Source organism: Achromobacter sp. E1 (genome assembly GCF_037039475.1).
Lineage (GTDB): Bacteria > Pseudomonadota > Gammaproteobacteria > Burkholderiales > Burkholderiaceae_B > Achromobacter > Achromobacter mucicolens.
In genome coordinates, this window is sequence record NZ_CP146253.1 from 5,022,390 (window position 1) to 5,045,323 (window position 22,934).

Sequence of the window (22,934 nt, forward strand, 5' to 3'; positions counted from 1 at the left end):
TCCTTATTTGCCGGTCATGCCCATTACGGTGGGCAGCCACAGGGTGATCGAAGGAATGTAGGTGATGGCGATCAGCGCCACGAACAGCGGCACGAGCCACGGCAGGATGGCCATCGTGGTGCGCTCGACCGACAGCTTGGCCACCCGCGCCAGCACGAAGAGCACCATGCCCATTGGCGGATGCAGAAGACCGATCATCAGGTTCAGCGTCATGATCAGCCCGAAGTGGATCGGGTCGATGCCCAGTTTCAGGACGATGGGCAGCAGGATGGGCACGAGGATGGTGATGGCCGCGATGGTGTCGATGAAGCAGCCGACGATCAGGATCAGCACGTTCGCCATCAGCAGAAACACCCACTTGTTCTGCGTCACGCTCAGGATGGCGTCGGTGAGCGCCTGCGCGGCCTGCGTCGTGGTCAGCAGCCAGGCGAACACCGAGGCTGCCGTCACGATGAACAGGACCGACGCGGTGGTCTCGATGGTGTCGAACGACGCCTTGGCCAGTGTGCGCAACGTCATCGAGCGATAGCGCACCAGTCCCAAAAAGAGCGCCCAGATCACGGCCGCCACCGCGGCTTCCGTGGGCGTGAACCAGCCCAGCGTCATGCCGCCGATCAGGATCACCGGCGCCATCAGCGCCATCACGGCCGAAAAGTTGAACTTCCAGTCCAGCAGCAGCAAGGCCGCGAACGAGATGCCGGTGGCGATGTTGGGCGACACGCCCGCCAGCGTCATCAGCCAGATCGACATCGGAAACGCCAGCACGATCAGCACTTCCAGCCCCGCGCCCCCCAGCCGCTTCCAGTTGAAGGCAACGTCGCCGCCCCAGTTGTTGCGGCGCGCGTAGTACGCCACGGTAAGCATCATCATCAGGGTCAGCACCAGGCCGGGAATCAGGCCCGCCAGGAACAGCGAACCGATCGACACGTTGGCCATCATGCCGTAAATGACGAACGGCAGCGACGGCGGAATGATGGGGCCCAGCGTGGCCGATGCGGCCGTCACCCCGACCGCGAACTCGGTCTGGTAGCCGTGGTCCTTCATGGCCTTGATCTCGATGGTGCCCAGGCCCGCGGCGTCGGCGATGGCGGTGCCGGACATGCCGGCAAACACCACCGAGCCGACGATGTTCACCTGCCCCAACCCGCCGCGCATCCAGCCCACCAGCGCGACGGCGAAGTTGTAGATGCGGCCGGTGATGCCCGCGATGTTCATCAGGTTGCCGGCCAGGATGAAGAACGGCACGGCCAGCAGCGGAAACGACTCGACGCCCGCAATCATGCGCTGCGCGATGACGACGTCCGGCACGCTGCCGGAAATCAGGATGAACAGCAGGGACGCGCCCGCCATCGAGACCGCCACCGGCAGCCCCATGATCATCAACAGCAGAAAGGTTCCAATCAGGGTGCCCATGTTCGCTCCTGGCAAAGGCACTGCGGATTCGGGAATTCAGTTCAGCGCTTCAGTCCAGCGACTCATAGGCCGCGGGGTTCTCCAGGATGGAGTAGCCCTGCCGCCAGTTCTGCACGGACACCTGCAGAGACCGCAAGAACATCATGACGAAGCCCGCCAACGCCACCCAATAGACGTACGCCTTGTTCCAGAACAGCGTCGTCATGGGCTCGTCGCCGACCAGCACGATGTAGCGGTAAGTCAGCCACACGGCATAGCCGAAGAACGCGGTGCGCAGGATATCGATCAGCGTGGACAGCACGCGGCCGGCAGGCTTGGGCAGGTAGCGGTACAGGAAGTCCACCTGGATATGGCGGCACGCGCGCACGCACATCGCGGATCCCAAGAACACCACGCCGATCAGGCAATACACCGCCAGCTCCTCGGTCCAGGCGTACGAGTCGTTCAGGACGTAGCGGGAAAAGAACTGCAGGAACACCAGCAGCGCCATCGCCCAGAACATGGCCAGGCAGATCCAGTCTTCCGGCTGGTAGCCGGCCAGGCTGACCACGTGATGATCGGCTTCCTCAAAGCTCTGGACGATCTCGTCCACCGAGGAAACGTGATGGGCACCGGGCGGCTTGTCCGGCGGATGGCTGACGGCCGCCATCGGCGCGGCCTTCGCGTTGGAGTGCATGGAATCTCCCCTCGTGCGGGATCGGTGTGGCGATCAGATCGGGCGCGGCGGACCGGCGTGGCAGCCCGCCGCGCCGGAGGTCACTTCACCGCCTGGATCTTTTCCCAGTCCGACTTCTCGTAGCCGTATTGCTTGAACGGCACCTTCTCCAGCACGGTGTTGCGGAAGTCGTCGACGTTGACCTCGGCCACCGACAGGCCACGCTGTTTGAAGACGTCGACCATCTTCTTCTCGGACGCAGCCACTTCGGCCGACGCCTTTTCCGCGGCCTGCTGCGCGACCTCGGCGAAGATCTTCTTGTCCTCGTCCGACAGGCTCTTCCAGAGCTTGCCGGAGATCACCGTGTTCAGGTGATCGACGATGTGGCCGGTGAGGATGATGTTCTTCTGCACTTCGTAGAACTTCTTGGCCTCGATGGTGGTCAGCGGGTTTTCCTGGGCCTCGACCGTGCCGTTCTGCAAGGCCAGATAGACCTCGGCAAAGGCAATGGGCGCGGTGTTGGCGCCACAGGCGCGCGGCATGGCCAGATACGCGGCCACGTCAGGCACGCGAATCTTCAGGCCCTTCATCTCGCTGCACTTGGTGAACGGCTTGTTGGACGTCGTCTGGCGCGTGCCGTAGTAGGTGGTCGCGACGATGTGGTTGCCGCTCTTTTCGTCGTAGCCCTGCGTGAGCTCCTTGTAGATGTCGCTCTTGGTGTAGGCGATCAGGTGCTCGGGGCTGCGGAAGGTGTAGGGATAGTACGTGACCCCGATGCGCGGAAAGCTCTTGGCCGCGAAGCTGGACCCGGAGATGATCATGTCGACCGTGCCGAGCGTCAGCCCCTGGTTGATGTCGTTTTCCTTGCCCAGTTGCGAGGCCGGATAGACGTCGATGTGATAGCGGCCGTTGGTGCGCTTCTCGATCTCCTGAGCGGCCCACACCGACGAGGTATGGAACGGTTCGGACGTCTCGTAGACGTGCGCCCACTTCAGTTTGGTCTGCGCCAGCGCGGAGCCGCTGACGGCGATCGCGACGGCGGCAAAGAGCACTTTGATGGCGTTGCCTGGCTTCATGTTGTCTCCTCTCTTTGAGGTGGCGGGCTCGGCGGCCTCGCGTCATGTTTTACATATGGAGTTCACCTACTGGAGCTGCACCTACCAACTGCGACTGCGAGTTGCCGCCGGCCTCCCGGGAGGGACCGGCGGCCTGTTGCTATTCAGCGCGCAAGGCTTCCGCCGCACCGGGCCAGCTGGCCATCAGGCGGTCGTACGAGCAGGAAAGATGTTCACGCATGGCGGCCCGCGCGCCCTGTTCGTCACCGGCCGCGATGGCGTCGATGACGCGGCGGTGCTCGGTGATGGCGACGGCCCAGCTGTCGGAATTTTCGAAGTAATCGCCCAGCTTCACGGAAAGCGGGTTGTGGCGTTCGTCAAAGAGTTCGCCCACCACGCGCACCAGCACGGCGTTGTTGGCCATTTCCGCCACGCGCAGATGGAACAGCCGGTCGCCGCGGATGGGCACGCTGCCGGCCCGCGCCTCGTCTTCCATCGCGTCGACGGCTTCTCGCAGGCCTTCCACCAATGCGGGCACGGGATTGAGCGCCGCCTGCGCGGCCAGTTCGCTCTCGATGGTGCGGCGGGCGCGGATGGTTTCAAGCGGGCTTTCGGCGGTCAGGCTGGCGCGCGGCGCGCCGCCCGGGCTCTGCACGTACACGCCCGACCCCATGCGCACTTCCACCCAGCCTTCGACCTCCAGCGCGATCAGCGCTTCCCGCACCGACGGCCGCGACACGCCCAGCTTCAGCGCCAGATCGCGCTCGGGCGGCAGGCGCGCGCCGGCCGGAAATTCGCCGGCCTCGATCAGCAGGCGAAGCTGATCGGCGATCTGGCGATACAGGCGGCGAGGTTCAATAGTCTGAATCGGCATATAGGTAAAGTGGCCTTACCAATTGACCAGAATCCTGCGCCTCCCGACGCTGGGTCACAATTAGGGTTTGCCCATCTGCGTCGGGATGTGCCACGCGAGCAACCCTTATCTGTTAAAAAGCCGCCACCACGGCTTTCATCCGATTCCATGACCCACGATCCGCAACACTCGCCCTTCAAGAGCACCGGCGGCGCGCGCCGTATCCTCAATGCGCTGCGCTATTCCTGGCAGGGCCTGAAGGCGGCCGTCAAATACGAGGCGGCCTTCCGCCAGGAACTGGCGCTGGCCGTGCTGATGATTCCAGCGGCATTTTTTCTGGGCCGCACCACGGTCGAGGTGTTCTTCCTGGTGGGCGTGGTGGTCATGGTGCTGGCGGCAGAACTGCTCAATTCCGCCATCGAAGCGCTTGCCGATGCACTGTCGGTCGAACGCCACCCCCTCCTGGGGCGGGCCAAGGACCTGGGCAGCGCGGCGGTGATGCTGCTGCTGATATTTGCCGGAACGGTCTGGGTGGGGGTGGCCATCAGCCGTTTCGTCATGCACTGATACGGGTTCGCCCCGCGACGGGGATGCGACTCTATTTATACTGGGAGCCATGATGCCTCAATCGACGTCAGCACCCTCCAAGCGCATCGTCATCGTCGGCGGTGGCGCAGGCGGCCTTGAACTGGCCGCCAAACTGGGCCGGATCCACGGCCGCCAATACATCACCCTGGTCGACAGCCGTCCTTTTCACATCTGGAAGCCTTCGCTGCATGAAGCGGCGGCGGGCACGCTGGATATTCACCAGGAAGGCCTGTCCTACCTGATGCTGGCCCACATGGACGGCTTCTCGTTCGCCCAGGGCCGGCTTGAAAGCGTCGACCGCGAACGCCGTCTCATCACCGTGGACGCCGTCAATGACGCGCAGGGCCAGGAAGTCCTGCCCCGCCGCGAACTGGCGTACGACACGCTGGTGCTGGCGCTGGGCAGCACCTCCAACTTCTTCAACACGCCGGGCGCGGCCGAACATGCGGTCACGCTGGACACCACCGAAAACGCCGAGCAATTCCGCCTGACCATGCTCAAGGCCATGGCGCTGGTGGATCAGGCCAAGGTGCGCAACCCGTCCGCGCGGCTGGATCTGGTGATCGTGGGCGGCGGCGCCACCGGCGTCGAACTGGCGGTCGAACTGACCGAAGCCAGCCACGTCGTCAGCGCCTATGGCCTGCCGAACTTCCGCGCCGACCGTGACCTGGCGATCACGCTGGTCGAAGGCGCGCCGCGCATCCTGTCCGCGCTGCCTGAGAAGATCTCGGTGGCGGCGACCAAGCGCCTGACTGAACTGGGCATCCGCGTCGAGACGTCCTGCCGCGTGTCCGAAGTGACGGACAACACGGTGCGCACCGCCGATGGCCGCGAGTTTCCCGCGCAGTTGTGCATGTGGGCCGCCGGCATCAAGGGCCCGGCGCTCTTGGCCCACCTGGGATTGCCGCTGAACAAGCTGGGGCAGATCGAAGTCAACGAGCGGCTCGAAACGCCCGATCCGAACATCCTGGCGCTGGGCGACTGCTGCGCGGCGCCGTGGCGCGACGGCCGCACCGTGCCTGCCCGCGCCCAGGCCGCGCATCAGCAGGCCGATTACCTGACCAAGAAGCTGACGGCCCGGCTGCGCAACAACCCCGAGCCCACCGAGCCCTACGTCTACCAGGACCACGGATCGCTGGTGTCGCTGGGCCAGGACGCCGGGGTGGGCAGCCTGATGGGCAAGCTTGCCGGACGGGGACTGTTCGTAAGCGGTACACTGGCGCGCCTGATGTACATGAGCCTGCACCTGATGCACCACCGCGCGGTGCTGGGCGCCTCGCGTACCGTCTCCCTCGCCCTGGCTCGCCTGCTCATGCGGCGCACGCGCCCGCGGGTCAAACTGCACTGAATCCCATGAATTTCCTGCAAAAACTCGAACACGCCTGGACCACCAGCAACTCGCTCCTGCAAGTCGGGCTGGATCCCGACCCGCAGCGCTTCCCGCGCGAATTGCAGGACAAGCCGGACGCCATCTTCCAGTTCTGCCGCGACATCGTCGACGCCACCGCGCCGTACGCCTGCAGCTTCAAGCCGCAGATCGCGTACTTTGCCGCGCACCGCGCCGAAGACCAGCTGGAAGCGCTGTGCCAGCACATCCGCGACAACCACCCCGACCTGCCCATCGTGCTGGACGCCAAGCGCGGCGACATCGGCTCCACCGCCGAAAACTACGCCCGCGAAGCCTACGAGCGCTACCAGGCCCACGCCCTCACCGTCAGCCCGTACATGGGCCTGGACTCGGTCGAGCCCTATCTGGCGTGGCGCGACCGCGGCGTGATCGTGCTGTGCCGCACCTCCAACCCCGGCGGCTCCGACCTGCAATTCCTGAAGATGGACAACGGCGAGCCCCTGTACCTGCACGTGGCGGGGCTGGTGGCGGACAAGTGGAATGCCAATGGCCAGTGCGGCCTGGTGGTGGGCGCCACGTTCCCGAACGAACTGGCTGCGGTGCGCCAGCGCATCGGCGACGCCCTGCCCCTGCTGGTGCCGGGCATCGGCGCCCAGGGCGGCGACATCACGGCCACGGTCAACGCCGGTGCCAACGCGGCGCGCAACGGCATGATGATCAACTCGTCGCGCGCCATCATCTACGCCAGCGGCGGCGACGACTGGCGCCAAGCCGCCGCCGAGGCCGCCAAGGGCCTGCGCGACGCGATCAACGCGGTGCGCTGACGCCACATTGCGCAAAAGCCGCATGCACCATGTGCGAATGCACGGTGCAGCGGCTTTTTTCATTTCCACGCCCGCCAGTTCAGCGCGGGCGTTTCGCGTCGGCATTCATCGCCGGTTGATCGGTGCACCCGCGAATTCCAGCACGGCCCGCAGCGCGAACTCCACCGCCGCCTGGCGCACCTGCCCCCGGTCGCCCTGGAACACGTGCGTTACCGCGCGGCTGCTGATGCCGTCGCCCACCCGCATGGCAAAGCCAAAGCACACCATGCCCACCGGCTTGCCGGGCGTGGCGCCGCCCGGTCCGGCGATGCCGGTGGTCGACATGGCCACGTGCGCGTTGGGCACGGCAAGCAGCACCCCGTTTGCCATCTCCAGCGCCACGGGCTCGCTGACTGCGCCAAAGTGATGCAGCGTTTCGGGCGACACCTCCAGTTCGGCAACCTTGGCGTCGTTGCTGTAAGTGACGAAGCCGCGCTCGAACCATTCGCTGGAACCGGCCACCGCGGTGACGGCGCCTGCCAGCAGGCCACCCGTGCAGGATTCGGCGGTGCCAAGCATCCACCCCTGCTGGCGCAGCACATCGCCCAGCCGCTCGGACAGGCCGAGGATCGTCGCTTCCGACAACTGCGCGGCCGTCATGTTAGTCCGCGCGCCTTCATGCTGATCGTTCATCCCAAGACTCCTGTGCGGGCCACCAGCGCCATCACCAACAAGGCATAGCCGGCGGCCACGATATCGTCCCACATGACTCCGAAACCGCCCTTGATATGGGCGTCGAAGAACTTGATGGGTGGCGGCTTGACGATGTCGAACGTGCGGAACAGCACGAACGCCAGCGCCTGCGACAACCAACCGGCCGGCGTAAGCCACAGCACCAGCCAGAACGCCACCATCTCGTCCCAGACCATTCCGACATGATCCGGCTGCTGGAGTTCTCGGCCGACGCGATGGCAGGCCCAGCATCCGTACAGAAATGCCACCGCCAGGAACACGCCGATGGCCAGGTCCGACGCCGCAGGCGCCGCCGCCACCCAGATGGCCCAAGCAAGCAGCGTGCCCCACGTGCCGGAGGCCGGACGGATCAGTCCGCTGCCAAAGCCAAACGCAATCAGCCGGCCCGGATCGCGGCAGACCCAGGAGAGCGCCGGATACGCGGCGCGGCGGCGGTCGCGCATGGAGGTGGAGTGCTGATCTGCGGAAGACATGGGGAAAGGGTCTGCAAAAAGGAAGCCGCGGATCAGTCCGCGGGGAAGTGATCGAAGCCGGCGGGCAGGTCGGCAAGCGGCTGGCCTTGCGGGTCGAGAACGGCGATGCCCGGCTGCGGCAGGATCTCGCCCACCCGGGTCACGCGGGCGCCGGCCTTGCGGGCTGCCGCCAGCACGGCGTCGCGCCGGGACGGCGGCGCGGTGAAACACAGTTGATAGACATCGCCCCCGCCCAGCAGTGCGCGTTGCAGCGGCGCCGTGTCCAGGCCCGCCAGCGCGGGCGCCATCGGCAGGTCCGCGAACCGCAGGCAGGCGCCGACGCGGCTGGCGGCCAGGATGTGGCGCAGGTCCTGCACCAGGCCGTCGGACAGATCGATGGCGGCATTGGCGATGCCGCGCAGCGCCGTGCCCAGCCCCACTTGCGGCTCGGGCCACTCCAACGCGCCGCGCGTGGCGGCCAGCAGCGCGGCATCAGCCGGGTATTGCCCGTCGAGCAGCCGGTAGGCCACGTCGGCTGCCCCCAGTTCGCCGGACACCCAGATATCGTCGCCGCTTCGCGCGCCATCGCGGCGCAGCGCCTGACCGGGGGGCACCGAGCCAAAAACGGTCACGCTGATCGCCAGATCGTGCGCGCTGCGCGTGGTGTCGCCGCCGACTAGCGGGCAGCCGTGGGCCGCCGCCAGCGCGTGAAACCCTTCGGCAAACGCCGCCAGCCAAGGCTCGTCCAGGCGCGGCAACGCCAGCCCGAGCACGCAGCCGATCGGGCGCGCGCCCATGGCCGCAAGGTCGGACAGGTTCACCGCCAGCGCCTTGTGGCCCAGCGATTTCGGGTCTACGTCGGGAAAGAAATGCCGGCCTTCCAGCAGCAGATCCGTGCTGGTGGCCACCTGTTCACCGGGAGGAACAGGAAAGAGCGCGCAGTCGTCGCCAACGCCCAAGAGGCCGGCAGGCGCGGCACGCGTGAAATAGCGCGCAATCAGATCAAATTCGGACGCCACCGCGCCTCCACTATGCGGCGTTCAAGAATCGCCGTCGCACTCTAACGGGTGCCACGCAGCGGGGCCGCGCGGATCCGGGCTCCGCCGGTCCGCAGCGGCGTCCCCTCGGGGAGGGAAGCGCAAAGCGCTGCGGGGGGGGGGGGCTCGCTATCGCCGTTGCTGCGCCGCGGCCTGGACCTCGTGCGCGCGGACATCGGCAGCCAGCTTGTCGAGCACGCCGTTGACGAACTTGAAGCCATCGGTGCCGCCGAACGACTTGGCCAGTTCCACGGCTTCGTTGATGGCGACCTTGTACGGCACTTCGACGTGATGGATCAGCTCGAAGCTGCCGATCAGCAGGATGCCGTGCTCAACGGGCGACAACTCGGCCAGCGGACGGTCGACGTAGGGCGTGAAGCGTTCGCGCAGCGCGGGCGCTTCGCGCAGCACGCCGTGCAGCAAGGTCTTGAACCACTGCGCATCGGCCTCGGAAAAGTCCTCGGTGTCGCGCAGATGGGCGTCGATCTCGCCGGCGTCCTGCGTGCCTTCGCCGCCGCGCAGCAGCCACGCGTACACGCCTTGCAGCGCGAATTCGCGCGCACGGCGGCGCGCGCTGCGCGCATTGGCGCGGGCCTGCGCCGCGCTATCAGCGCTGGTCGTCGTCTTCTTCGTCGTCAAAATCTTCGTCCTCGTCGTCTTCGTCTTCGTCTTCTTCCTCGGGTTCCAGCGCTGCCACCAGGTTGGCCATTTCGACGGCCACCTGGGCGCAATCGCGACCCTTGCCGGCGGCGCGGGCTTGCGCCTGCTCGTCGGTGTCGACGGTCAGCACGCCGTTCGCGACGGGGATGCCGGTTTCGAGGGAGATGCGGGTGATTGCCGTGGCCATTTCATTGCTGACCACTTCAAAGTGATAGGTTTCGCCGCGGATGACCGCGCCCAGCGCGATCAGGGCGTCGAATTCAAACGTTTCGGCCATGTGGGACAGGGCCACGCCCAGTTCCAGCGCGCCGGGCACGGTGGCGACCATCACGTCGCGCTCGTCCACGCCCAGTTCGGCCAGTTCCTTCAGGCACGCTTCGAGTTCGGCCTGGCCGACTTCTTCGTTGAAGCGGGCGCGTACGATGCCGATGTGCAGCCCTTCGCCGTTCAGGTCGGGGGTAAGGATGTAAGGGTTCATGTGTCGGCCTTCAGTGTGTTGCGGGAGTGTTCTGCGGGTCGCAATCGTAACCCGTAATGGTGAGCGAGAAGCCCGCCATGCTGGGCATCTTGCGCGGCCGGGCCAGGAGCCTCATTTGACCCACGTTCAGGTCGCGCAGAATCTGGGCGCCGATCCCGTAGGTGCGCAGGCCGAAGCGGTCGGCGTTGGCGGAATTGGCCTGGGCCTTCGGGTCGTTCCAGCCTGCAATCTGGCCAAACAGGTGTTCCGTGGAAGACTGGCAGTTCATCAGCACCAGCACGCCGGCCGGGGCGGCGGCGATGGCCTCCAGCGCCTGGGCCACGCCCCAGCTATGCGGACTTGCGCCGGTATCCAGCACATCCAGCACGGACGCGGGCTCGTGCACGCGCACCAGCGTCTCGGCGTCGGGAGTCACATTACCATGCACCAGCGCCAAGTGGGCGGAGCCGGTGGCGGCGTCTTCGTAGGCCACGGCCTCGAACGTGCCCCAGGCCGTCTGCATGGTGCGCTTGCCCACGCGCTTGACGATGGACTCGTGTTCGCTGCGATACTGGATCAGGTCGGCGATGGTGCCGATCTTCAGGCCATGCTGGCGCGCGAATTCGACCAGGTCCGGCAGGCGGGCCATGGTGCCGTCGGGCTTGAGGATTTCGCAGATCACGGCGGCAGGCGTCAGGCCCGCCATGGCGGTCAGGTCGCAGCCGGCCTCGGTGTGGCCGGCGCGCACCAGCACGCCGCCGGGAACGGCGCGCACCGGGAAGATATGGCCGGGCTGGACCAGATCGGCCGGCTTGGCGTCGCGCGCCACCGCCACCTGGATGGTGCGGGCGCGGTCGGCGGCCGAGATGCCGGTCTCGACGCCCACGGCGGCTTCGATCGATTGCGTGAAATTGGTGCCATAACGCGTGCCGTTGCGGGCGGCCATCATGGGCAGCTCGAGCTGGCGACAGCGTTCTTCGGTCAGGGTCAGGCACACCAGGCCGCGGCCGTGGGTGACCATGAAGTTGATGGCTTCGGGCGTGACGAATTCGGCGGCCATGACGAGGTCGCCCTCGTTTTCGCGGTCTTCTTCGTCAACCAGGATGACGATGCGGCCGGCGCGCAGCTCGGCGATGATCTCGGCAACCGAAGCGATGCCGAAGGATTCCGGCTCGGAGCCGGGCAGGGAGGACAACTGGACGGACATGGCGTGACGCGTAAACCAGGCGGGAAAGCCCGGATTTTACCGCCCCTCTGGGCCGAACCCCTATTCGTGTCTGGACGGCCCGTCCGGATGGGGCCGTCCGGTTAAACTTTCGCCCGGAGATCCCCCAGAAAAACGAAGGAAAAACCTCATGCAAGCCCTTGCGGCCATGCCTTTGAACGTCGCGGCAGCCGTCCGCGTCGTCCTGACCGACATCGACGACACGCTGACCACCGAAGGCCGCCTGCCGGCCGACGCGTACGCCGCGCTTGAACGCCTGGAACAGGCCGACATCCAGGTCGTGCCCATCACCGGCCGTCCGGCCGGCTGGTGCGACCACATCGCGCGCATGTGGCCCGTGCGCGCCGTGGTCGGCGAGAACGGCGCGTTCTACTACGCCTACGACCGCAAGGCCCGCCGCATGACCACGCATTACTGGACCGACGCCGCTTCGCGCCAGGAAAGCCGCAAGCGGCTGGACGCCATCCGCGACCGCGTCCTGGCCGAGGTGCCCGGCAGCGCCGTCGCCAGCGACCAGGACTATCGCGTGGCCGACCTGGCCATCGATTTCTGCGAAGACGTCCCCGCCCTGCCCGACGCCGCCATCAGCCGCATCGTCCAGATCTTCCAGGACGCGGGCGCGCAAGCCAAGGTCAGCTCCATCCACGTCAATGGCTGGTTCGGCGACTACGACAAGCTCACGATGACGCGCACCATGTTCCAGCGCGAGTTCGGCCAGGACGTGGCGGACGCGCTGGACAGCACGCTGTTCATTGGCGATTCGCCCAACGACGAGCCGATGTTCGCCTACTTCCCGATCTCGGTCGGCGTGGCCAACATCCAGGCCCAACTGCATCGCCTGACGCACCGCCCCGCCTTCGTGGCCGCCTTCCATGGCGGCGGCGGTTTCGTCGAAATGGCCGACCGGCTGCTTGCCGCGCGCCAGCCCTCCCAAGTCCAGCCGGCCTGAGGTCAGCACACCGTGGCAACTTCCAAGACCGCGGCGCCCGCCAATGACGGCCGCCGCAGCATCCAGTCCATCGAAGTGGGCGTGCCGCTGCTGGCCGCCCTGGTCGACGCCGGCAAGCCCCTGACCCTGCGCGACCTCGCGGCGGGCGCGGGCATGACCTCCGCCAAGGCGCACCCTTATCTCGTCAGCTTCATCCGCGTCGGACTGGTGCAGCAGGACGCCACCACCGGCCAGTACGAACTGGGCCCCTTCGCCCTGCAGATGGGGCTGGTCAGCCTGCAGCGCCTGGATCCCGTGCGCGTGGCCATGCCCGAGATCGCCAAGCTGCAATCCGAGATCGGCCACACGCTGGGCATCGCGGTGCTGGGCTCGCACGGTCCCACCATGATCCACATGACCGAAGCCAGCTATCCGGTCCACGTGAACATGCGCAAGGGCACGGTGATGTCCATGCTGCACACCGCCACCGGGTTGGTGTTCGCGGCCTGGCTGCCCCCGAAGGTCAGCGAACACTACATCGCGCGCGAGGAAGGCGACACCGCCGTCATCGCCAGCGTGCCGCCCCCGCGCAAGGCCTCGCGCGCCAACATCGACGCGCAATTGGCGGACATCCGCGTGCACGGCATGGCCCGCGCGCTGGGCAATCCGCTGCCGGGCGTGGACGCGCTGTCCGTGCCGGTCTTCGACAACACGGGCAGCATCGTGCTGGCGCTGACCAGCCTGGGCCCCACGGGCCTGTTCGACGTGTCGTGGGACGGCGCGATCGCGCGGCCGTTGCTGGCCTGCGCGCAGGAAATCTCCCGCAAATTGGGCTTCCGCGGCTAAGCGCGCTTTCGCGCAAAAACGAAAACAAAGCGAACAAAACGAACAAAAGACGAAAAGAAAGGCAGGGACTTTCCCGAGTGTGCCGTCCCCGGTTGTGTGTTTGAATTCAGCAAACATTCAATTAATACCCATACGAGGAGACACACGATGCAAGCCTTGCGTCTTATGCAGGCGGCCGCGCTGGCCGCATTCGCTTTTGGAGCGTCCGCCGCCCAGGCCGCCGACACCTGCGCCAACCGCGGCGACCTGGACCAGATGTACTGCGACTCGAACAAGGACCTGGTGGCCGACACGCCGACCGATCCGTCCAAGCTCAAGACGCCTTCCACGCTGGTGTTCACGTACACGCCCGTGGAAGACCCGGCCGTGTACGAAGACATCTTCAAGCCCTTCACCAAGCACCTGTCCGAGTGCACGGGCAAGCGCGTCGTGTTCTATCAAGTGCAGAGCAATGCGGCTGAAATCGAAGCCATGCGCTCGGGCCGCCTGCACGTCGGCGGCTTCTCGACCGGCCCCACCGCCTTCGCCGTGAACATCGCGGGCGCCGTGCCGTTCGCGGTCAAGGGCTACGCCGACGGCTTCCAGGGCTACAACCTGATCGTCATCGTCAAGAAGGACAGCCCCTACCAGAAGCTGACCGACCTGAAGGGCAAGAAGCTCGCGCACACCGCGCCCTCGTCGAACTCCGGCCACATGGCGCCCGTTGCCCTGTTCCCCAAGGAAGGCCTGACGCCCGACAAGGACTACAAGGTCATCTTCTCGGGCAAGCACGACCAATCGGTCATGGGCGTGAACTCCGGCGACTACGACGCTGCGGCCGTGGCGTCCGACGTCTTCAAGCGCATGGTCGAACGCGGCCAGGTCAAGGAAGCCGATTTCCGCATCATCTACACCAGCGAGAAATTCCCGACCTCGTCGTTCGCCTACGCGCACGACCTGGAGCCGAAGTTCCGCGACCAGATGCTCAAGTGCTTCTACGACTACCGCTTCCCGCCGGAAATGTCCAAGGCCTTTGACAACGCCGACCGCTTCTATCCGGTGACCTACCAGAAGGACTGGGCCATCGTCCGCCAGGTCGCCGAGTCCGGTGGCGAAAGCTTCAACCGCGCGGCCTACGACCGCGAATCCGCCAAGAGCAAGAAGTAATCCAGCATGACGACGTCGCTACGCATTTCCGGCCTGGTCAAGGAATACCGGGCCGGCCGGCCGGTACTGAACGGCATCGACCTGCAGATCGCCGGACAGGGGCTTACCGCCATCATCGGGCCGTCGGGCACCGGTAAAAGCACGCTCCTGCGCTGCATCAACCGGCTGATCGAACCCACCAAGGGCGAGATCATCCTGCAGTCCGAAGACGGCACCGTCGATCTGGCGCAAGTGCGCGGCGCTTCGCTGCGCCGCGCGCGCCGCCGCATCGGCATGGTGTTCCAGGAATACAACCTGGTCGAACGCCTGACGGTGATGGAAAACCTGCTGACCGGACGGCTGGGCTATACCTCGGCCATGAAGGCCTGGATGCGCCGCTTCGAGCCCGAGGACATCGAGCACGCCTACAAGCTGCTCGATACCGTGGGCCTTGCCGGATTTGCCGACCAGCGCGCCGATGCGCTGTCGGGCGGCCAGCGCCAACGCGTGGGGATCGCCCGCGCGCTGATGCAGCGCCCGCAGGTGCTGCTGGCCGACGAACCGACGTCGTCGCTCGACCCCAAGACCTCCGTCGAGATCATGGAGCTGCTGTCCGCGCAGGGCAGCGCCACGGGCATCCCCGTCATCGTCAACATCCACGACGTCGAACTGGCCCGCCGCTATGCCACGCGCATCGTCGGCATGTCGGGCGGCCACGTGGTCTATGACGGCAACGGACAGGGCCTGGACGCCACCATGCTCAAGACCATCTACGGAGGCGAGTCTTGGCTGGAATGACGCAACCCCGGGGCGCCATCCGCCCCTTCGCCATGTCCGGGCGCGCCAAGCTGGGCTTGCTGCTGCTGGTGCTCTACACCGTCTACGCGGCCGCGCAGCTCGACTTCAGCTGGTCGCGTTTCGAGGCCGGCATGGGGCACGCCTCGACGTTCCTCGCGCGCATGTTCCCGCCCAATTTCGAGAAGCCCGCCACCTTGTGGAAGGGCATCGCGGAAAGTCTTGAAATCGCGGTCCTGGCGTCGATGCTGGGCATCTTTCTTGCCCTGCCCGTGGGCCTTTTGGGCGCACGCAACCTGATGCCCGCGTGGATCTCGTGGCCCGCGCGGTCGATCGTCGCTTTGTGCCGTGCGCTGCACCCGGTCATCGTCGCCATCCTGTTCGTCAAGGCCGTGGGCTTTGGCGCACTGGCAGGCATCCTGGCGCTGACCGTCGCGTCCATCGGCTTCATCGGCAAGCTCTTCACCGAGGCTATCGAAGAAATCTCGCTCAAGCAGGTCGAGGCCGTGCGCGCCACCGGCGCGTCGTTCTCCAACGTCATCGTCTTTGGCGTGCTGCCGCAGGTGTTCGCCCGCTTCATCGGCTTTGCCACCTACCAATTCGACTCCAACCTGCGCAACTCCACCATGGTGGGGATCGTGGGCGCGGGCGGCGTGGGCGGCACGTTGTTCTCGGCCTTCCAGCGTTTCGATTACGACTTCGTCAGCGCGATCCTGCTGACCCTGATCGCGATCATCATGTTGGGCGAAATCCTGGCTGGCTTCGTGCGGGCGGTGTTCCTGGACAACCTGGGTTTCGACCGGATCCTGCAAAGCCGCTTTGCCGGCGCGCGGGGCCTGGGCACCAGCAAGCCGGCAGCGACGCGCAAGGCGGAGGTGGACGAATGAACGCCCACGTTTCCCCCTTGAACCCCGCTGGCCAGCCGCGTGTCTGGCAACGCTACAGCATGGGCCAGCGCCTGCTGCGCTTTGCGCTGTACCTGCTGCTGGTGGCCGCCGTCGTGCAAGCGATCCGCGGCGTGGAGATCATTCCGGAGTTCCTGTATGACGCGCCGGAGCAGATGGCCGATCTCTTTCGCCGGATGTGGCCGATCGACTGGGCCTACTACCCGGATGGCGTGCATGCGGCGCTGATCGAAACGCTGCACATCGCCACGCTTGGCACCATCCTGTCAGTGTTCATGGCCGTGCCGGTGGGCCTGCTGGCGGCCAACAACCTCACGCCCAGCAAGACCATCAACATGCTGGCCCGCCTGATCCTGGTGTCCAGCCGGTCGGTCAATTCGCTGGTCTGGGCGCTGCTGTTCATCGCCATCTTCGGACCGGGCGCGCTGGCCGGCACGCTGGCCATCGCCTTCCGCTCGATCGGGTTCGTCGGCAAGCTGGTTGGCGAAGCCATCGAGGAAGCGCAGCGCGGCCCCATCGAAGCCGTCACGGCCACCGGCGCCAGCAAGGCATCGGTGATCTGGTATGCCTACTGGCCGCAGATCCGCCCGGCGTTCTGGTCCATCGTGCTGCTGCGCTGGGACATCAACGTGCGCGAATCCGCGGTGCTGGGCCTGGTGGGCGCCGGCGGCATCGGCATGGCGCTGGACACCGCGCTGAACCTGTTCCAGTGGGACCGCGTTGCCCTGGTGCTGGCCGCCATCTTCGTGGTCGTCGTCCTGGCCGAAGTCATCATCACGCAGGCGCGCAAACGCATCCTGTAGCCTGCTTTACGCTTGTCGGTTTCCCCTGACAGCGCTCCTTCGCCGCCCCCTGTGGGGCGGCGTTTTCTATTGGCGGGTTCCTTTCTGTTCGCCAGCAACGCAAAAGCGCGTCAACGTCCTTGATCAGCCGCCTTGTTTTTGCGGCGCGATCACGTCTATCCTCCATGTGAACAAAATATGACCGGTCATCAAATCGCACCCGCGCCTTGATTAAGATCTCGGCTTTTGCCGTTGGACACCCGCTGCCATGTCGGAACAGGAATTGAAACTGCACGTGCCCACGGCTTCGCGCCAGGCCGTGTTGCGTGAAGTCAAGCAGCGCGAGGCCACGCGCCTTCGCCTGCATGCCATGTATTTCGACACGCCAGAGCGTGAGCTTGCGCGGGCGCGCATCGCCATCCGGCTGCGTCAGGAAGGGCCCGACTGGGTGCAGACGCTGAAGATGCCCGGCGCCGACGCGATCTCGCGCATCGAGATGAACCACCCTCGTCCCGGTCCGGTGCTTGACCTGTCGGTCTATGCCGGCACCGAAGTGGAAGGCCCGCTATCCGCCATCAAAGGCGAACTGGGCCTGCGCTACGAAACCGACGTGCAGCGCCTCTTGCGCAAGATCCGCACGCGCCACGGCACGGTGGAGCTGGCCTACGACACCGGCATCCTGCGCGCGGGCGCGCTGGAGCTGCCGATCTCCGAACTGGAATTCGAACTGGTGTCGGGGCGCCCCGCCGCCATCTTCGCCGCCGCACGCGGCTGGCAGCAGCGGCATGCGCTGATCCTGGATCCGCGCAGCAAGTCAGAACGCGGCGACGCCCTGGCCCAGCTTGCGCAGCGCCTGGCCGAGGTGGACGCCGCCGCCGGCGAAGATCACGAAGCGCGGCGTGCGCAGGCCATCGCCCAGTTCTGGGCGCCGCGCGGCGCCGCCGCCGTGAAGCTGCGCAACGACATGACACCGTCCCAGGCAATGGGCGCGATTGCGGCCGAATGCCTGGACCAGATCTGCCGCAATGCCGCGGTTCTAGCCGAAGTCGACACCGAAGGCGTGTACCGCGCAGGCAATTCCGAACACGTGCATCAATTGCGCGTGGGCGTGCGCCGGCTGCGGTCGGCCTGGAAGCTGTTCGATGGCTGGATCGCGCCGGTGCCCGGTTCCCTGCTGCAAGGCGTGCGCACGCACTTTGCGGCGTTCGGCGCCAACCGCGACCAGGACGTGCTGAACGAAACCGTCGCCCCCGCGCTGCTGCGCGCCGGCATGCCCGTGATCCCGATGGAAGCCGCGCCGCCCGAGGCGGACGCGCAGACCATTGCAGGCGGCCAGCCGTTTCAGGCCTGGCTGCTGGAACTGCTGGAATGGTCGCTCGACGTGCCGGCGGTACAGCCGGAAGCGGACAGCCAGACCATCGCCAACGGCACGCCCAGCGACGCCGCGCCCGAACCCGCCATCCGGCTGGAAGGCGGCATGGCCGGTCCCGTCGTCAAGCCCACCATCATCCCGATGCTGACGCCGGAGCCGGAGCCCCAGCGTCTGCACAAGCTCCTGGCCCGCCGCCTGCACCGTTGGCACGGCAAGGTGGCCGACCAAGGCACGCATTTCGCCTCGCTGGATATCCCCACCCGCCACGAGCTGCGCAAGCGCGGCAAACGCCTGCGCTACGGCCTGTCTTTCGCCGAATCGCTGCTGCCCGCCAGCAAGCTGCGCGGCTATCGCAAGCTGCTGTCCCGCGTGCAGGACGTGTTGGGCGAGATCAACGACCTGGCGATGGCCAAGGACTACTACCAGTCGTGTACGGCCACACATCCGCAGGCGTGGTTTGCGCTGGGCTGGATCAGCGCGCGCCTGGACGAACTGGTCATCGAGGCGCAGCAAGCCTTCGATGATCTGGCGCGCAGCAAGCCTTTCTGGAAGTGACACGTATCGCGCGCGGGCCTCGTGGCTGACGCGCAAACGACTGCGGGACGGCGCTTGCGCGTCGTCCCGCCAGGGGCCTTCAAAGGGGCGCTTCAGCCCGCCGAATGAACGGCTTCAATCCGCCAGCAATGCCGCCGCGAACTCGTCCGCCACGAAGGGCTGCAGGTCTTCCAGGCTTTCGCCTACCCCGATCCAATACACCGGCACCGGGCGCACGCCCTGGCTGCCGGCGGCAACGGCCGCCAGCGTGCCGCCCTTGGCCGTGCCGTCCAGCTTGGTCACGACCAGACCGGTCAGGTTGATGGCAGCGTCAAACGCGCGGATCTGCGCCAGGGCATTCTGACCCGTGTTGCCATCCACCACCAGCAGCACCTCATGCGGCGCGGACGCATCCGCCTTGCCGATGACGCGGCGGATCTTCTTCAGTTCTTCCATCAGGTGCAGCTGCGTGGGCAGGCGGCCGGCGGTATCCACCATCACCACGCCCATGCCGCGTGCGCGGCCGGCATTGACCGAGTCGAACGCCACCGCGGCCGGATCGCCGCCGTCCTGCGAAATCACGCTGACGTTGTTGCGGCTGCCCCACTCCACCAGTTGCTCGCGCGCGGCGGCACGGAAGGTGTCGCCGGCGGCCAGCAGCACGCTGGCGCCCTGGCGCTGGAACGTATGCGCCAGCTTGCCGATGGAAGTCGTCTTGCCCGCGCCGTTGACGCCGGCAATCATCACCACCAGCGGTTGCGTGCGTTTCAGGTCAAACGCACGCTCCAGCGGGCGCAGATGATCGGCCAGCAACTGGCGCAGGGCCGTCTTCACCTTGGCCGGGTCCTCGATACGTTCCTTCTTGACGCGCGCGCGCAGCGCGGTCAGGAGCTTCTCGGTGGCCTCAAGGCCCGCATCGGCCATAATGAGGGCCGATTCGAGTTCCTCGAACAGGTTCTCGTCGACCTTCACGCCGACGAAGATGCCGCCAATGCTCTGACCGGTGCGCGACAGTCCTTGCTTCAGGCGCGACAGCCACGAGGCCTTCTTGGGCGCCTCGGCGGGTGCGGGTTCCGGGACGGCTGCAACGACGGGTGCGGGTGCTGCGACAGGCGCAGGCGTGGAAACTGGCGCAGGCGCTGATACCGGCGCAGGCGCCGGGACCACGGGTGCAGGCGTGGGCGCGATGACGGGTGCGGGCGGCTGCGATGCGCGGAATGGCTCAACCGCTGGCGCGGCGGAAGCGGCTGCTGCAGGCGCCGCGACCGGCGCGGAAGCCGGCGCGGTGCGCGTAAGGGACGGCATGGCCGGTGCCGGGGACGGCGCAGGCTGCGCGGGCGTCGCCACTGGCGCAGGCGCGGATGAGACGGACGGCGCTGGCGCAGCCGGAACCGGCGGCGCCGCGGGCGGGGTCACAGGCGCCGTCACAGGCGCGCTGACCGGCGCGGCGACCGGCGCCGCAGGTTCCGGCCGAAGCTCCGGCGAAGACGACGCCGGCGACGGGCTGGACGGGGCAGAAGACGGCTCCGCGGGCGCGACTGGCGCGTCGGCAACCTCCGGCGGCGACGCGGGCTGAGCCGGCGTGGCGGGCGGAGGGGATTTTTTCTTGAAGAAGCGGCTAAACATGGGTAACAAGTATATTCGTATCGTCGGGGGCCAATACAGGCGCACCCCCATCGCCGTGCCCGACGTGGAGACGCTGCGTCCCACGCCCGACCGGGTCCGAGAGACGCTATTCAACTGGCTTACGCACCTGTGGGGCGGCGAGTTCGCCGACAAGCAGGTGCTGGATCTTTTTGCCGGCAGCGGCGCCCTGGGCTTCGAGGCGGCCTCGCGCGGCGTGGCGCATGTGCAGATGGTCGAGCGGGACAAGACCGCCGCGTCCGCGCTGCGGACACTGCGCGACAAACTCAAAGCCGACATGATACGCATCCATGTGGGCGATGCGATGCAGGTCGCCGAACGGATGGATGCCTCGCGGTTCGACCTCATCCTGCTGGATCCGCCCTTTGGACAAGGCTGGCTGCCGCGCCTGTGGCCGATCCTGCCGGGCATTTTGACCGATCACGGGCTAGTCTATGTCGAGGCGGAATCCGCCATCGAAGCCCCCGAAGGATTCCAGATTCTGCGGCAGGACAAGGCCGGCGCGGTCCACTTCCATCTTTTGGAATTTGCTGCGATGCGCAAATCGATCAATAATCCGGCTTCGGAGGATGGTGTAGACCACTAATAACGGTACGGAGCTCGCATGATCATCGCTGTTTATCCCGGCACTTTCGACCCGCTGACCAGGGGCCACGAGGACCTGGTTCGCCGTGCAGCCACGCTTTTCGACAAAGTCGTGGTGGGGATCGCCATTAGCCGCAACAAGAAGCCTTTCTTCAGCATCGACGAGCGCGTGGACATCGCGCGCGAAGTGCTGGGGCACTATCCCAACGTGGAAGTGCAAAGCTTCGGCGGCCTGTTGAAGGACTTCGTTCGCGAACAGAATGGGCGCGTCATCGTGCGCGGGCTGCGCGCCGTGTCCGACTTCGAATACGAATTCCAGATGGCCGGCATGAACCGCCATCTGCTGCCCGACGTCGAGACGTTGTTCATGACGCCGTCCGACCAGTACCAGTTCATCTCGGGCACCATCGTCCGCGAAATCGCGCAACTGGGCGGCGACGTCAGCAAGTTCGTGTTCCCCTCCGTCGAGCGCTGGCTCCAGGAAAAGGCCAAGGAACGCCGCGAACAGTCCTGGCCGGGCTGAGGCGCCCCGCCCGCACCATCCCCAAAGGGGCGCGAAGGCGCCCTTTTCGCGCTTTCCGGGCCCCGGCCGCCCGGCGCTACAATGGCCGGGCCCCTCGCCTTTCCGTAGCCCATCATGGCCCTGACCATCACCGAAGAATGTATCAATTGCGACGTTTGCGAGCCCCAGTGCCCGAACGAAGCGATTTCCATGGGCGAGGACTACTACGTCATCGACCCCGACCGGTGCACGGAATGCGTCGGCCACCACGACGAGCCGCAGTGCAAGGTGGTCTGTCCGGTGGAATGCATCGAGCTGCACCCGCAATGGAATGAAGGCCAGGAGCAGCTCATGGCCAAGTATCGACGCCTGACCGGTGCCGCATGAGCGACACGGCGCCGCCAAGCATCAACCTTTCCCCCTCCCCACACCACGCCCGACGCGATCTCTCCGCGTCCGCGGTCGCTGCGGGGCTGGTCGCCGTCCTGGTCAGTTTCGGCGGCACCGCCGTGCTGATGGTGCAGGCGGGCCATGCAGCCGGCCTGGACGCGGCGCGCATCGGCTCGTGGATCGGCTCGCTGAGCCTCGTCCTGGGCCTGGGCGGCGCGTTCTACAGCCTGCGCACGGGGCTACCCGTGGTCATGGCGTGGTCCACGCCCGGCGCGGCGCTGCTGGTCACCGCGCTGGCCGGCGTTCCGTTCAATGAAGCCGTGGGCGCTTTCGTGCTGGCAGCGGGCCTGACGCTTGCATGCGGACTGTTCGGCTGGATCGATCCCATCCTGCGCCGCATTCCCGGCGAGGTCGCCGCCGCCATGCTGGCTGGCGTGCTGCTCAATTTCGGCATGGGCATCTTCAGCAACATCAACAAACAGCCCGCGCTGGTGCTGGCCATGTGCGCCGCCTACCTGCTGTGCCGCCGCTGGGCGCCGCGCTACGCCGTGCTGGTGGTGATGGCCGTGGCAGTGGCCATGGCGGCCGCGATGGGCCTCATGCAGGTCGACCAGCTGGACTGGCGCCTGACCGAATTCGTGTGGACGACGCCCGCCTTCAGCGCACAGGCGGCGGTCAGCCTGGGCATTCCCCTCTTTGTCGTCGCCATGGCCTCGCAAAACCTGCCCGGCCTGGCCATCCTGCAAGCCGCCGGCTACCGGCCGCCGGCCTCGCGCCTCGTGGCCGCCACGGGCCTGCTGGGCCTCCTGGCCGCCCCCTTCGGCGCGCACAGCGTCACCATGGGCGCGATCAGCGCGGCCATCTGCACGGGGCCCGAAGCGCATCCCGATCCGGGCAAGCGCTACATCGCCGCTGCCACTTACGGCGTCAGCTACGTCGCGCTCAGCATCGTTGCGGGCGCGGTCGCCGTCTTCTTCCAGGCGCTACCCGCTGCCCTGCTGGCGGCATTGGCCGGCCTGGCGCTGCTGGGCACCATCATGGGCGGCATGGCCGCTGCCATGGCCAACCCGCAACGACGCGAGGCCGCGCTCATCACGCTGCTGGCGACGGCCTCGGGATTCAGTTTCTGGGGAATTGGTTCGGCCTTCTGGGGCCTGGCGGCGGGCCTCGTGGCCCACACCGCCTTCGAGTACAAGCGCGCCCGCGCTGGCGCTTGAAACCCGGCGC

General features: G+C 66.6%; 25 protein-coding genes. 14 read left to right on the forward strand and 11 right to left on the reverse strand.

Annotated elements, in window-relative coordinates; translation table 11 throughout:
- Positions 1 to 3: 3 nt before the first annotated feature.
- From V6V88_RS23280 to V6V88_RS23295, 4 genes are all read right to left on the reverse strand, one after another.
- Positions 4 to 1,413 (reverse strand): TRAP transporter large permease, encoded by a 1,410-nt coding sequence (locus V6V88_RS23280; protein ID WP_223572955.1) that lies wholly within the window; start codon positions 1,411 to 1,413, stop codon positions 4 to 6.
- A 49-nt stretch (positions 1,414 to 1,462) separates the two neighbouring features.
- Positions 1,463 to 2,089 (reverse strand): TRAP transporter small permease, encoded by a 627-nt coding sequence (locus V6V88_RS23285; protein WP_128828941.1) that lies wholly within the window; start codon positions 2,087 to 2,089, stop codon positions 1,463 to 1,465.
- 80 nt (positions 2,090 to 2,169) lie between these two features.
- Positions 2,170 to 3,144: a sialic acid TRAP transporter substrate-binding protein SiaP gene (locus V6V88_RS23290; protein WP_223572957.1), complete on the reverse strand. Its 975-nt coding sequence runs from the start codon at positions 3,142 to 3,144 to the stop codon at positions 2,170 to 2,172.
- Between the two features lie 139 nt (positions 3,145 to 3,283).
- Entirely contained in the window at positions 3,284 to 3,997 is a 714-nt protein-coding gene (locus V6V88_RS23295; RefSeq protein WP_056325456.1) for a FadR/GntR family transcriptional regulator, read from the reverse strand.
- A gap of 147 nt (positions 3,998 to 4,144) precedes the next feature.
- Here V6V88_RS23295 and V6V88_RS23300 point away from each other — a divergent pair, with 147 nt between their 5' ends.
- From V6V88_RS23300 to pyrF, 3 genes are read left to right on the forward strand one after another with little or no spacing between them, the layout of a single operon-like run.
- Positions 4,145 to 4,543, forward strand: a complete 399-nt coding sequence (locus V6V88_RS23300) for a diacylglycerol kinase (protein ID WP_056325453.1) — start codon at positions 4,145 to 4,147, stop codon at positions 4,541 to 4,543.
- Between the two features lie 49 nt (positions 4,544 to 4,592).
- The gene (locus tag V6V88_RS23305; RefSeq protein ID WP_223572959.1) at positions 4,593 to 5,912 is read left to right on the forward strand and encodes an NAD(P)/FAD-dependent oxidoreductase; all 1,320 of its coding nucleotides are present in this window, start codon (positions 4,593 to 4,595) and stop codon (positions 5,910 to 5,912) included.
- 5 nt (positions 5,913 to 5,917) lie between these two features.
- Positions 5,918 to 6,736, forward strand: a complete 819-nt coding sequence (gene pyrF / locus V6V88_RS23310; RefSeq protein WP_062839593.1) for an orotidine-5'-phosphate decarboxylase — start codon at positions 5,918 to 5,920, stop codon at positions 6,734 to 6,736.
- Positions 6,737 to 6,841: 105 nt separating this feature from the next.
- Here pyrF and V6V88_RS23315 read toward each other — a convergent pair whose 3' ends face one another.
- From V6V88_RS23315 to ribBA, 6 genes are all read right to left on the reverse strand, one after another.
- Positions 6,842 to 7,408 carry a CinA family protein gene (locus tag V6V88_RS23315; protein ID WP_223572961.1) on the reverse strand — a complete coding sequence of 189 codons (567 nt, stop codon included), beginning with the start codon at positions 7,406 to 7,408 and terminating at the stop codon, positions 6,842 to 6,844.
- Positions 7,405 to 7,911 (reverse strand): phosphatidylglycerophosphatase A, encoded by a 507-nt coding sequence (locus V6V88_RS23320; RefSeq protein ID WP_056325443.1) that lies wholly within the window; start codon positions 7,909 to 7,911, stop codon positions 7,405 to 7,407. Before V6V88_RS23320 ends, V6V88_RS23315 begins: the two co-directional genes overlap by 4 nt.
- 62 nt (positions 7,912 to 7,973) lie before the next feature.
- Complete coding sequence (gene thiL, locus V6V88_RS23325) at positions 7,974 to 8,939, reverse strand: thiamine-phosphate kinase (RefSeq protein ID WP_338616567.1); 966 nt, start codon at positions 8,937 to 8,939, stop codon at positions 7,974 to 7,976.
- Positions 8,940 to 9,086: 147 nt separating this feature from the next.
- The gene (nusB, locus tag V6V88_RS23330; protein WP_056325438.1) at positions 9,087 to 9,596 is read right to left on the reverse strand and encodes a transcription antitermination factor NusB; all 510 of its coding nucleotides are present in this window, start codon (positions 9,594 to 9,596) and stop codon (positions 9,087 to 9,089) included.
- Positions 9,565 to 10,095 carry a 6,7-dimethyl-8-ribityllumazine synthase gene (gene ribH, locus V6V88_RS23335; RefSeq protein ID WP_056325435.1) on the reverse strand — a complete coding sequence of 177 codons (531 nt, stop codon included), beginning with the start codon at positions 10,093 to 10,095 and terminating at the stop codon, positions 9,565 to 9,567. The genes nusB and ribH overlap by 32 nt, the downstream gene beginning before the upstream one ends.
- 10 nt (positions 10,096 to 10,105) lie before the next feature.
- Positions 10,106 to 11,281: a bifunctional 3,4-dihydroxy-2-butanone-4-phosphate synthase/GTP cyclohydrolase II gene (gene ribBA, locus V6V88_RS23340; protein WP_056325432.1), complete on the reverse strand. Its 1,176-nt coding sequence runs from the start codon at positions 11,279 to 11,281 to the stop codon at positions 10,106 to 10,108.
- Positions 11,282 to 11,429: 148 nt separating this feature from the next.
- Between ribBA and V6V88_RS23345 the strand changes: the two genes are divergently transcribed.
- The 7 genes from V6V88_RS23345 to V6V88_RS23375 all read left to right on the forward strand — a co-directional run bounded on the left by V6V88_RS23345 (position 11,430) and on the right by V6V88_RS23375 (position 18,607).
- Complete coding sequence (locus tag V6V88_RS23345) at positions 11,430 to 12,248, forward strand: HAD-IIB family hydrolase (protein ID WP_338616570.1); 819 nt, start codon at positions 11,430 to 11,432, stop codon at positions 12,246 to 12,248.
- A 12-nt stretch (positions 12,249 to 12,260) separates the two neighbouring features.
- A complete protein-coding gene (locus V6V88_RS23350; RefSeq protein WP_056325427.1) occupies positions 12,261 to 13,073 on the forward strand; it encodes an IclR family transcriptional regulator in 813 nt (270 codons plus the stop codon).
- Between the two features lie 147 nt (positions 13,074 to 13,220).
- Positions 13,221 to 14,219, forward strand: a complete 999-nt coding sequence (gene phnD / locus V6V88_RS23355) for a phosphate/phosphite/phosphonate ABC transporter substrate-binding protein (RefSeq protein WP_062839590.1) — start codon at positions 13,221 to 13,223, stop codon at positions 14,217 to 14,219.
- A 6-nt stretch (positions 14,220 to 14,225) separates the two neighbouring features.
- Positions 14,226 to 14,996 (forward strand): phosphonate ABC transporter ATP-binding protein, encoded by a 771-nt coding sequence (phnC, locus tag V6V88_RS23360; protein WP_128828945.1) that lies wholly within the window; start codon positions 14,226 to 14,228, stop codon positions 14,994 to 14,996.
- Complete coding sequence (gene phnE / locus V6V88_RS23365) at positions 14,993 to 15,880, forward strand: phosphonate ABC transporter, permease protein PhnE (RefSeq protein ID WP_338616572.1); 888 nt, start codon at positions 14,993 to 14,995, stop codon at positions 15,878 to 15,880. The genes phnC and phnE (V6V88_RS23365) overlap by 4 nt, the downstream gene beginning before the upstream one ends.
- Positions 15,877 to 16,701, forward strand: coding sequence for a phosphonate ABC transporter, permease protein PhnE (gene phnE / locus V6V88_RS23370; RefSeq protein WP_056325416.1), 825 nt, complete (start codon positions 15,877 to 15,879; stop codon positions 16,699 to 16,701). The genes phnE (V6V88_RS23365) and phnE (V6V88_RS23370) overlap by 4 nt, the downstream gene beginning before the upstream one ends.
- Before the next feature lie 247 nt (positions 16,702 to 16,948).
- On the forward strand, positions 16,949 to 18,607 hold the full coding sequence (locus tag V6V88_RS23375; RefSeq protein WP_223572972.1) for a CYTH and CHAD domain-containing protein: 1,659 nt from the start codon (positions 16,949 to 16,951) through the stop codon (positions 18,605 to 18,607).
- 114 nt (positions 18,608 to 18,721) lie between these two features.
- On the opposite strand, the gene ftsY is transcribed toward V6V88_RS23375, so the two are convergent.
- Complete coding sequence (ftsY, locus tag V6V88_RS23380; protein WP_338616573.1) at positions 18,722 to 19,891, reverse strand: signal recognition particle-docking protein FtsY; 1,170 nt, start codon at positions 19,889 to 19,891, stop codon at positions 18,722 to 18,724.
- 319 nt (positions 19,892 to 20,210) lie between these two features.
- Here ftsY and rsmD point away from each other — a divergent pair, with 319 nt between their 5' ends.
- The 4 genes from rsmD to V6V88_RS23400 all read left to right on the forward strand — a co-directional run bounded on the left by rsmD (position 20,211) and on the right by V6V88_RS23400 (position 22,924).
- Positions 20,211 to 20,816, forward strand: coding sequence for a 16S rRNA (guanine(966)-N(2))-methyltransferase RsmD (gene rsmD / locus V6V88_RS23385; RefSeq protein ID WP_056325409.1), 606 nt, complete (start codon positions 20,211 to 20,213; stop codon positions 20,814 to 20,816).
- Between the two features lie 18 nt (positions 20,817 to 20,834).
- Positions 20,835 to 21,338, forward strand: coding sequence for a pantetheine-phosphate adenylyltransferase (gene coaD / locus V6V88_RS23390; protein WP_056558877.1), 504 nt, complete (start codon positions 20,835 to 20,837; stop codon positions 21,336 to 21,338).
- 114 nt (positions 21,339 to 21,452) lie between these two features.
- Complete coding sequence (locus V6V88_RS23395; protein WP_042795127.1) at positions 21,453 to 21,704, forward strand: YfhL family 4Fe-4S dicluster ferredoxin; 252 nt, start codon at positions 21,453 to 21,455, stop codon at positions 21,702 to 21,704.
- Positions 21,701 to 22,924 (forward strand): benzoate/H(+) symporter BenE family transporter, encoded by a 1,224-nt coding sequence (locus tag V6V88_RS23400; RefSeq protein WP_175156067.1) that lies wholly within the window; start codon positions 21,701 to 21,703, stop codon positions 22,922 to 22,924. Before V6V88_RS23395 ends, V6V88_RS23400 begins: the two co-directional genes overlap by 4 nt.
- The last annotated feature ends 10 nt before the right edge of the window (positions 22,925 to 22,934 follow it).

Bases quoted from the DNA above. Each gene is read 5' to 3' on its own strand.
- phnE (WP_338616572.1), top strand. From the start codon at position 14,993: ATGACGCAACCCCGGGGCGCCATCCGCCCCTTCGCCATGTCCGGGCGC.
- coaD (WP_056558877.1), top strand. From the start codon at position 20,835: ATGATCATCGCTGTTTATCCCGGCACTTTCGACCCGCTGACCAGGGGC.
- V6V88_RS23290 (WP_223572957.1), bottom strand. From the start codon at position 3,144: ATGAAGCCAGGCAACGCCATCAAAGTGCTCTTTGCCGCCGTCGCGATC.
- ribBA (WP_056325432.1), bottom strand. From the start codon at position 11,281: ATGTCCGTCCAGTTGTCCTCCCTGCCCGGCTCCGAGCCGGAATCCTTC.
- phnD (WP_062839590.1), top strand. From the start codon at position 13,221: ATGCAAGCCTTGCGTCTTATGCAGGCGGCCGCGCTGGCCGCATTCGCT.
- ftsY (WP_338616573.1), bottom strand. From the start codon at position 19,891: ATGCCGTCCCTTACGCGCACCGCGCCGGCTTCCGCGCCGGTCGCGGCG.
- phnE (WP_056325416.1), top strand. From the start codon at position 15,877: ATGAACGCCCACGTTTCCCCCTTGAACCCCGCTGGCCAGCCGCGTGTC.
- ribH (WP_056325435.1), bottom strand. From the start codon at position 10,095: ATGAACCCTTACATCCTTACCCCCGACCTGAACGGCGAAGGGCTGCAC.
- V6V88_RS23285 (WP_128828941.1), bottom strand. From the start codon at position 2,089: ATGCACTCCAACGCGAAGGCCGCGCCGATGGCGGCCGTCAGCCATCCG.
- V6V88_RS23395 (WP_042795127.1), top strand. From the start codon at position 21,453: ATGGCCCTGACCATCACCGAAGAATGTATCAATTGCGACGTTTGCGAG.
- V6V88_RS23300 (WP_056325453.1), top strand. From the start codon at position 4,145: ATGACCCACGATCCGCAACACTCGCCCTTCAAGAGCACCGGCGGCGCG.
- V6V88_RS23295 (WP_056325456.1), bottom strand. From the start codon at position 3,997: ATGCCGATTCAGACTATTGAACCTCGCCGCCTGTATCGCCAGATCGCC.
- rsmD (WP_056325409.1), top strand. From the start codon at position 20,211: ATGGGTAACAAGTATATTCGTATCGTCGGGGGCCAATACAGGCGCACC.
- V6V88_RS23400 (WP_175156067.1), top strand. From the start codon at position 21,701: ATGAGCGACACGGCGCCGCCAAGCATCAACCTTTCCCCCTCCCCACAC.
- V6V88_RS23315 (WP_223572961.1), bottom strand. From the start codon at position 7,408: ATGAACGATCAGCATGAAGGCGCGCGGACTAACATGACGGCCGCGCAG.
- V6V88_RS23320 (WP_056325443.1), bottom strand. From the start codon at position 7,911: ATGCGCGACCGCCGCCGCGCCGCGTATCCGGCGCTCTCCTGGGTCTGC.
- V6V88_RS23280 (WP_223572955.1), bottom strand. From the start codon at position 1,413: ATGGGCACCCTGATTGGAACCTTTCTGCTGTTGATGATCATGGGGCTG.
- V6V88_RS23305 (WP_223572959.1), top strand. From the start codon at position 4,593: ATGATGCCTCAATCGACGTCAGCACCCTCCAAGCGCATCGTCATCGTC.
- phnC (WP_128828945.1), top strand. From the start codon at position 14,226: ATGACGACGTCGCTACGCATTTCCGGCCTGGTCAAGGAATACCGGGCC.
- V6V88_RS23375 (WP_223572972.1), top strand. From the start codon at position 16,949: ATGTCGGAACAGGAATTGAAACTGCACGTGCCCACGGCTTCGCGCCAG.
- V6V88_RS23345 (WP_338616570.1), top strand. From the start codon at position 11,430: ATGCAAGCCCTTGCGGCCATGCCTTTGAACGTCGCGGCAGCCGTCCGC.
- pyrF (WP_062839593.1), top strand. From the start codon at position 5,918: ATGAATTTCCTGCAAAAACTCGAACACGCCTGGACCACCAGCAACTCG.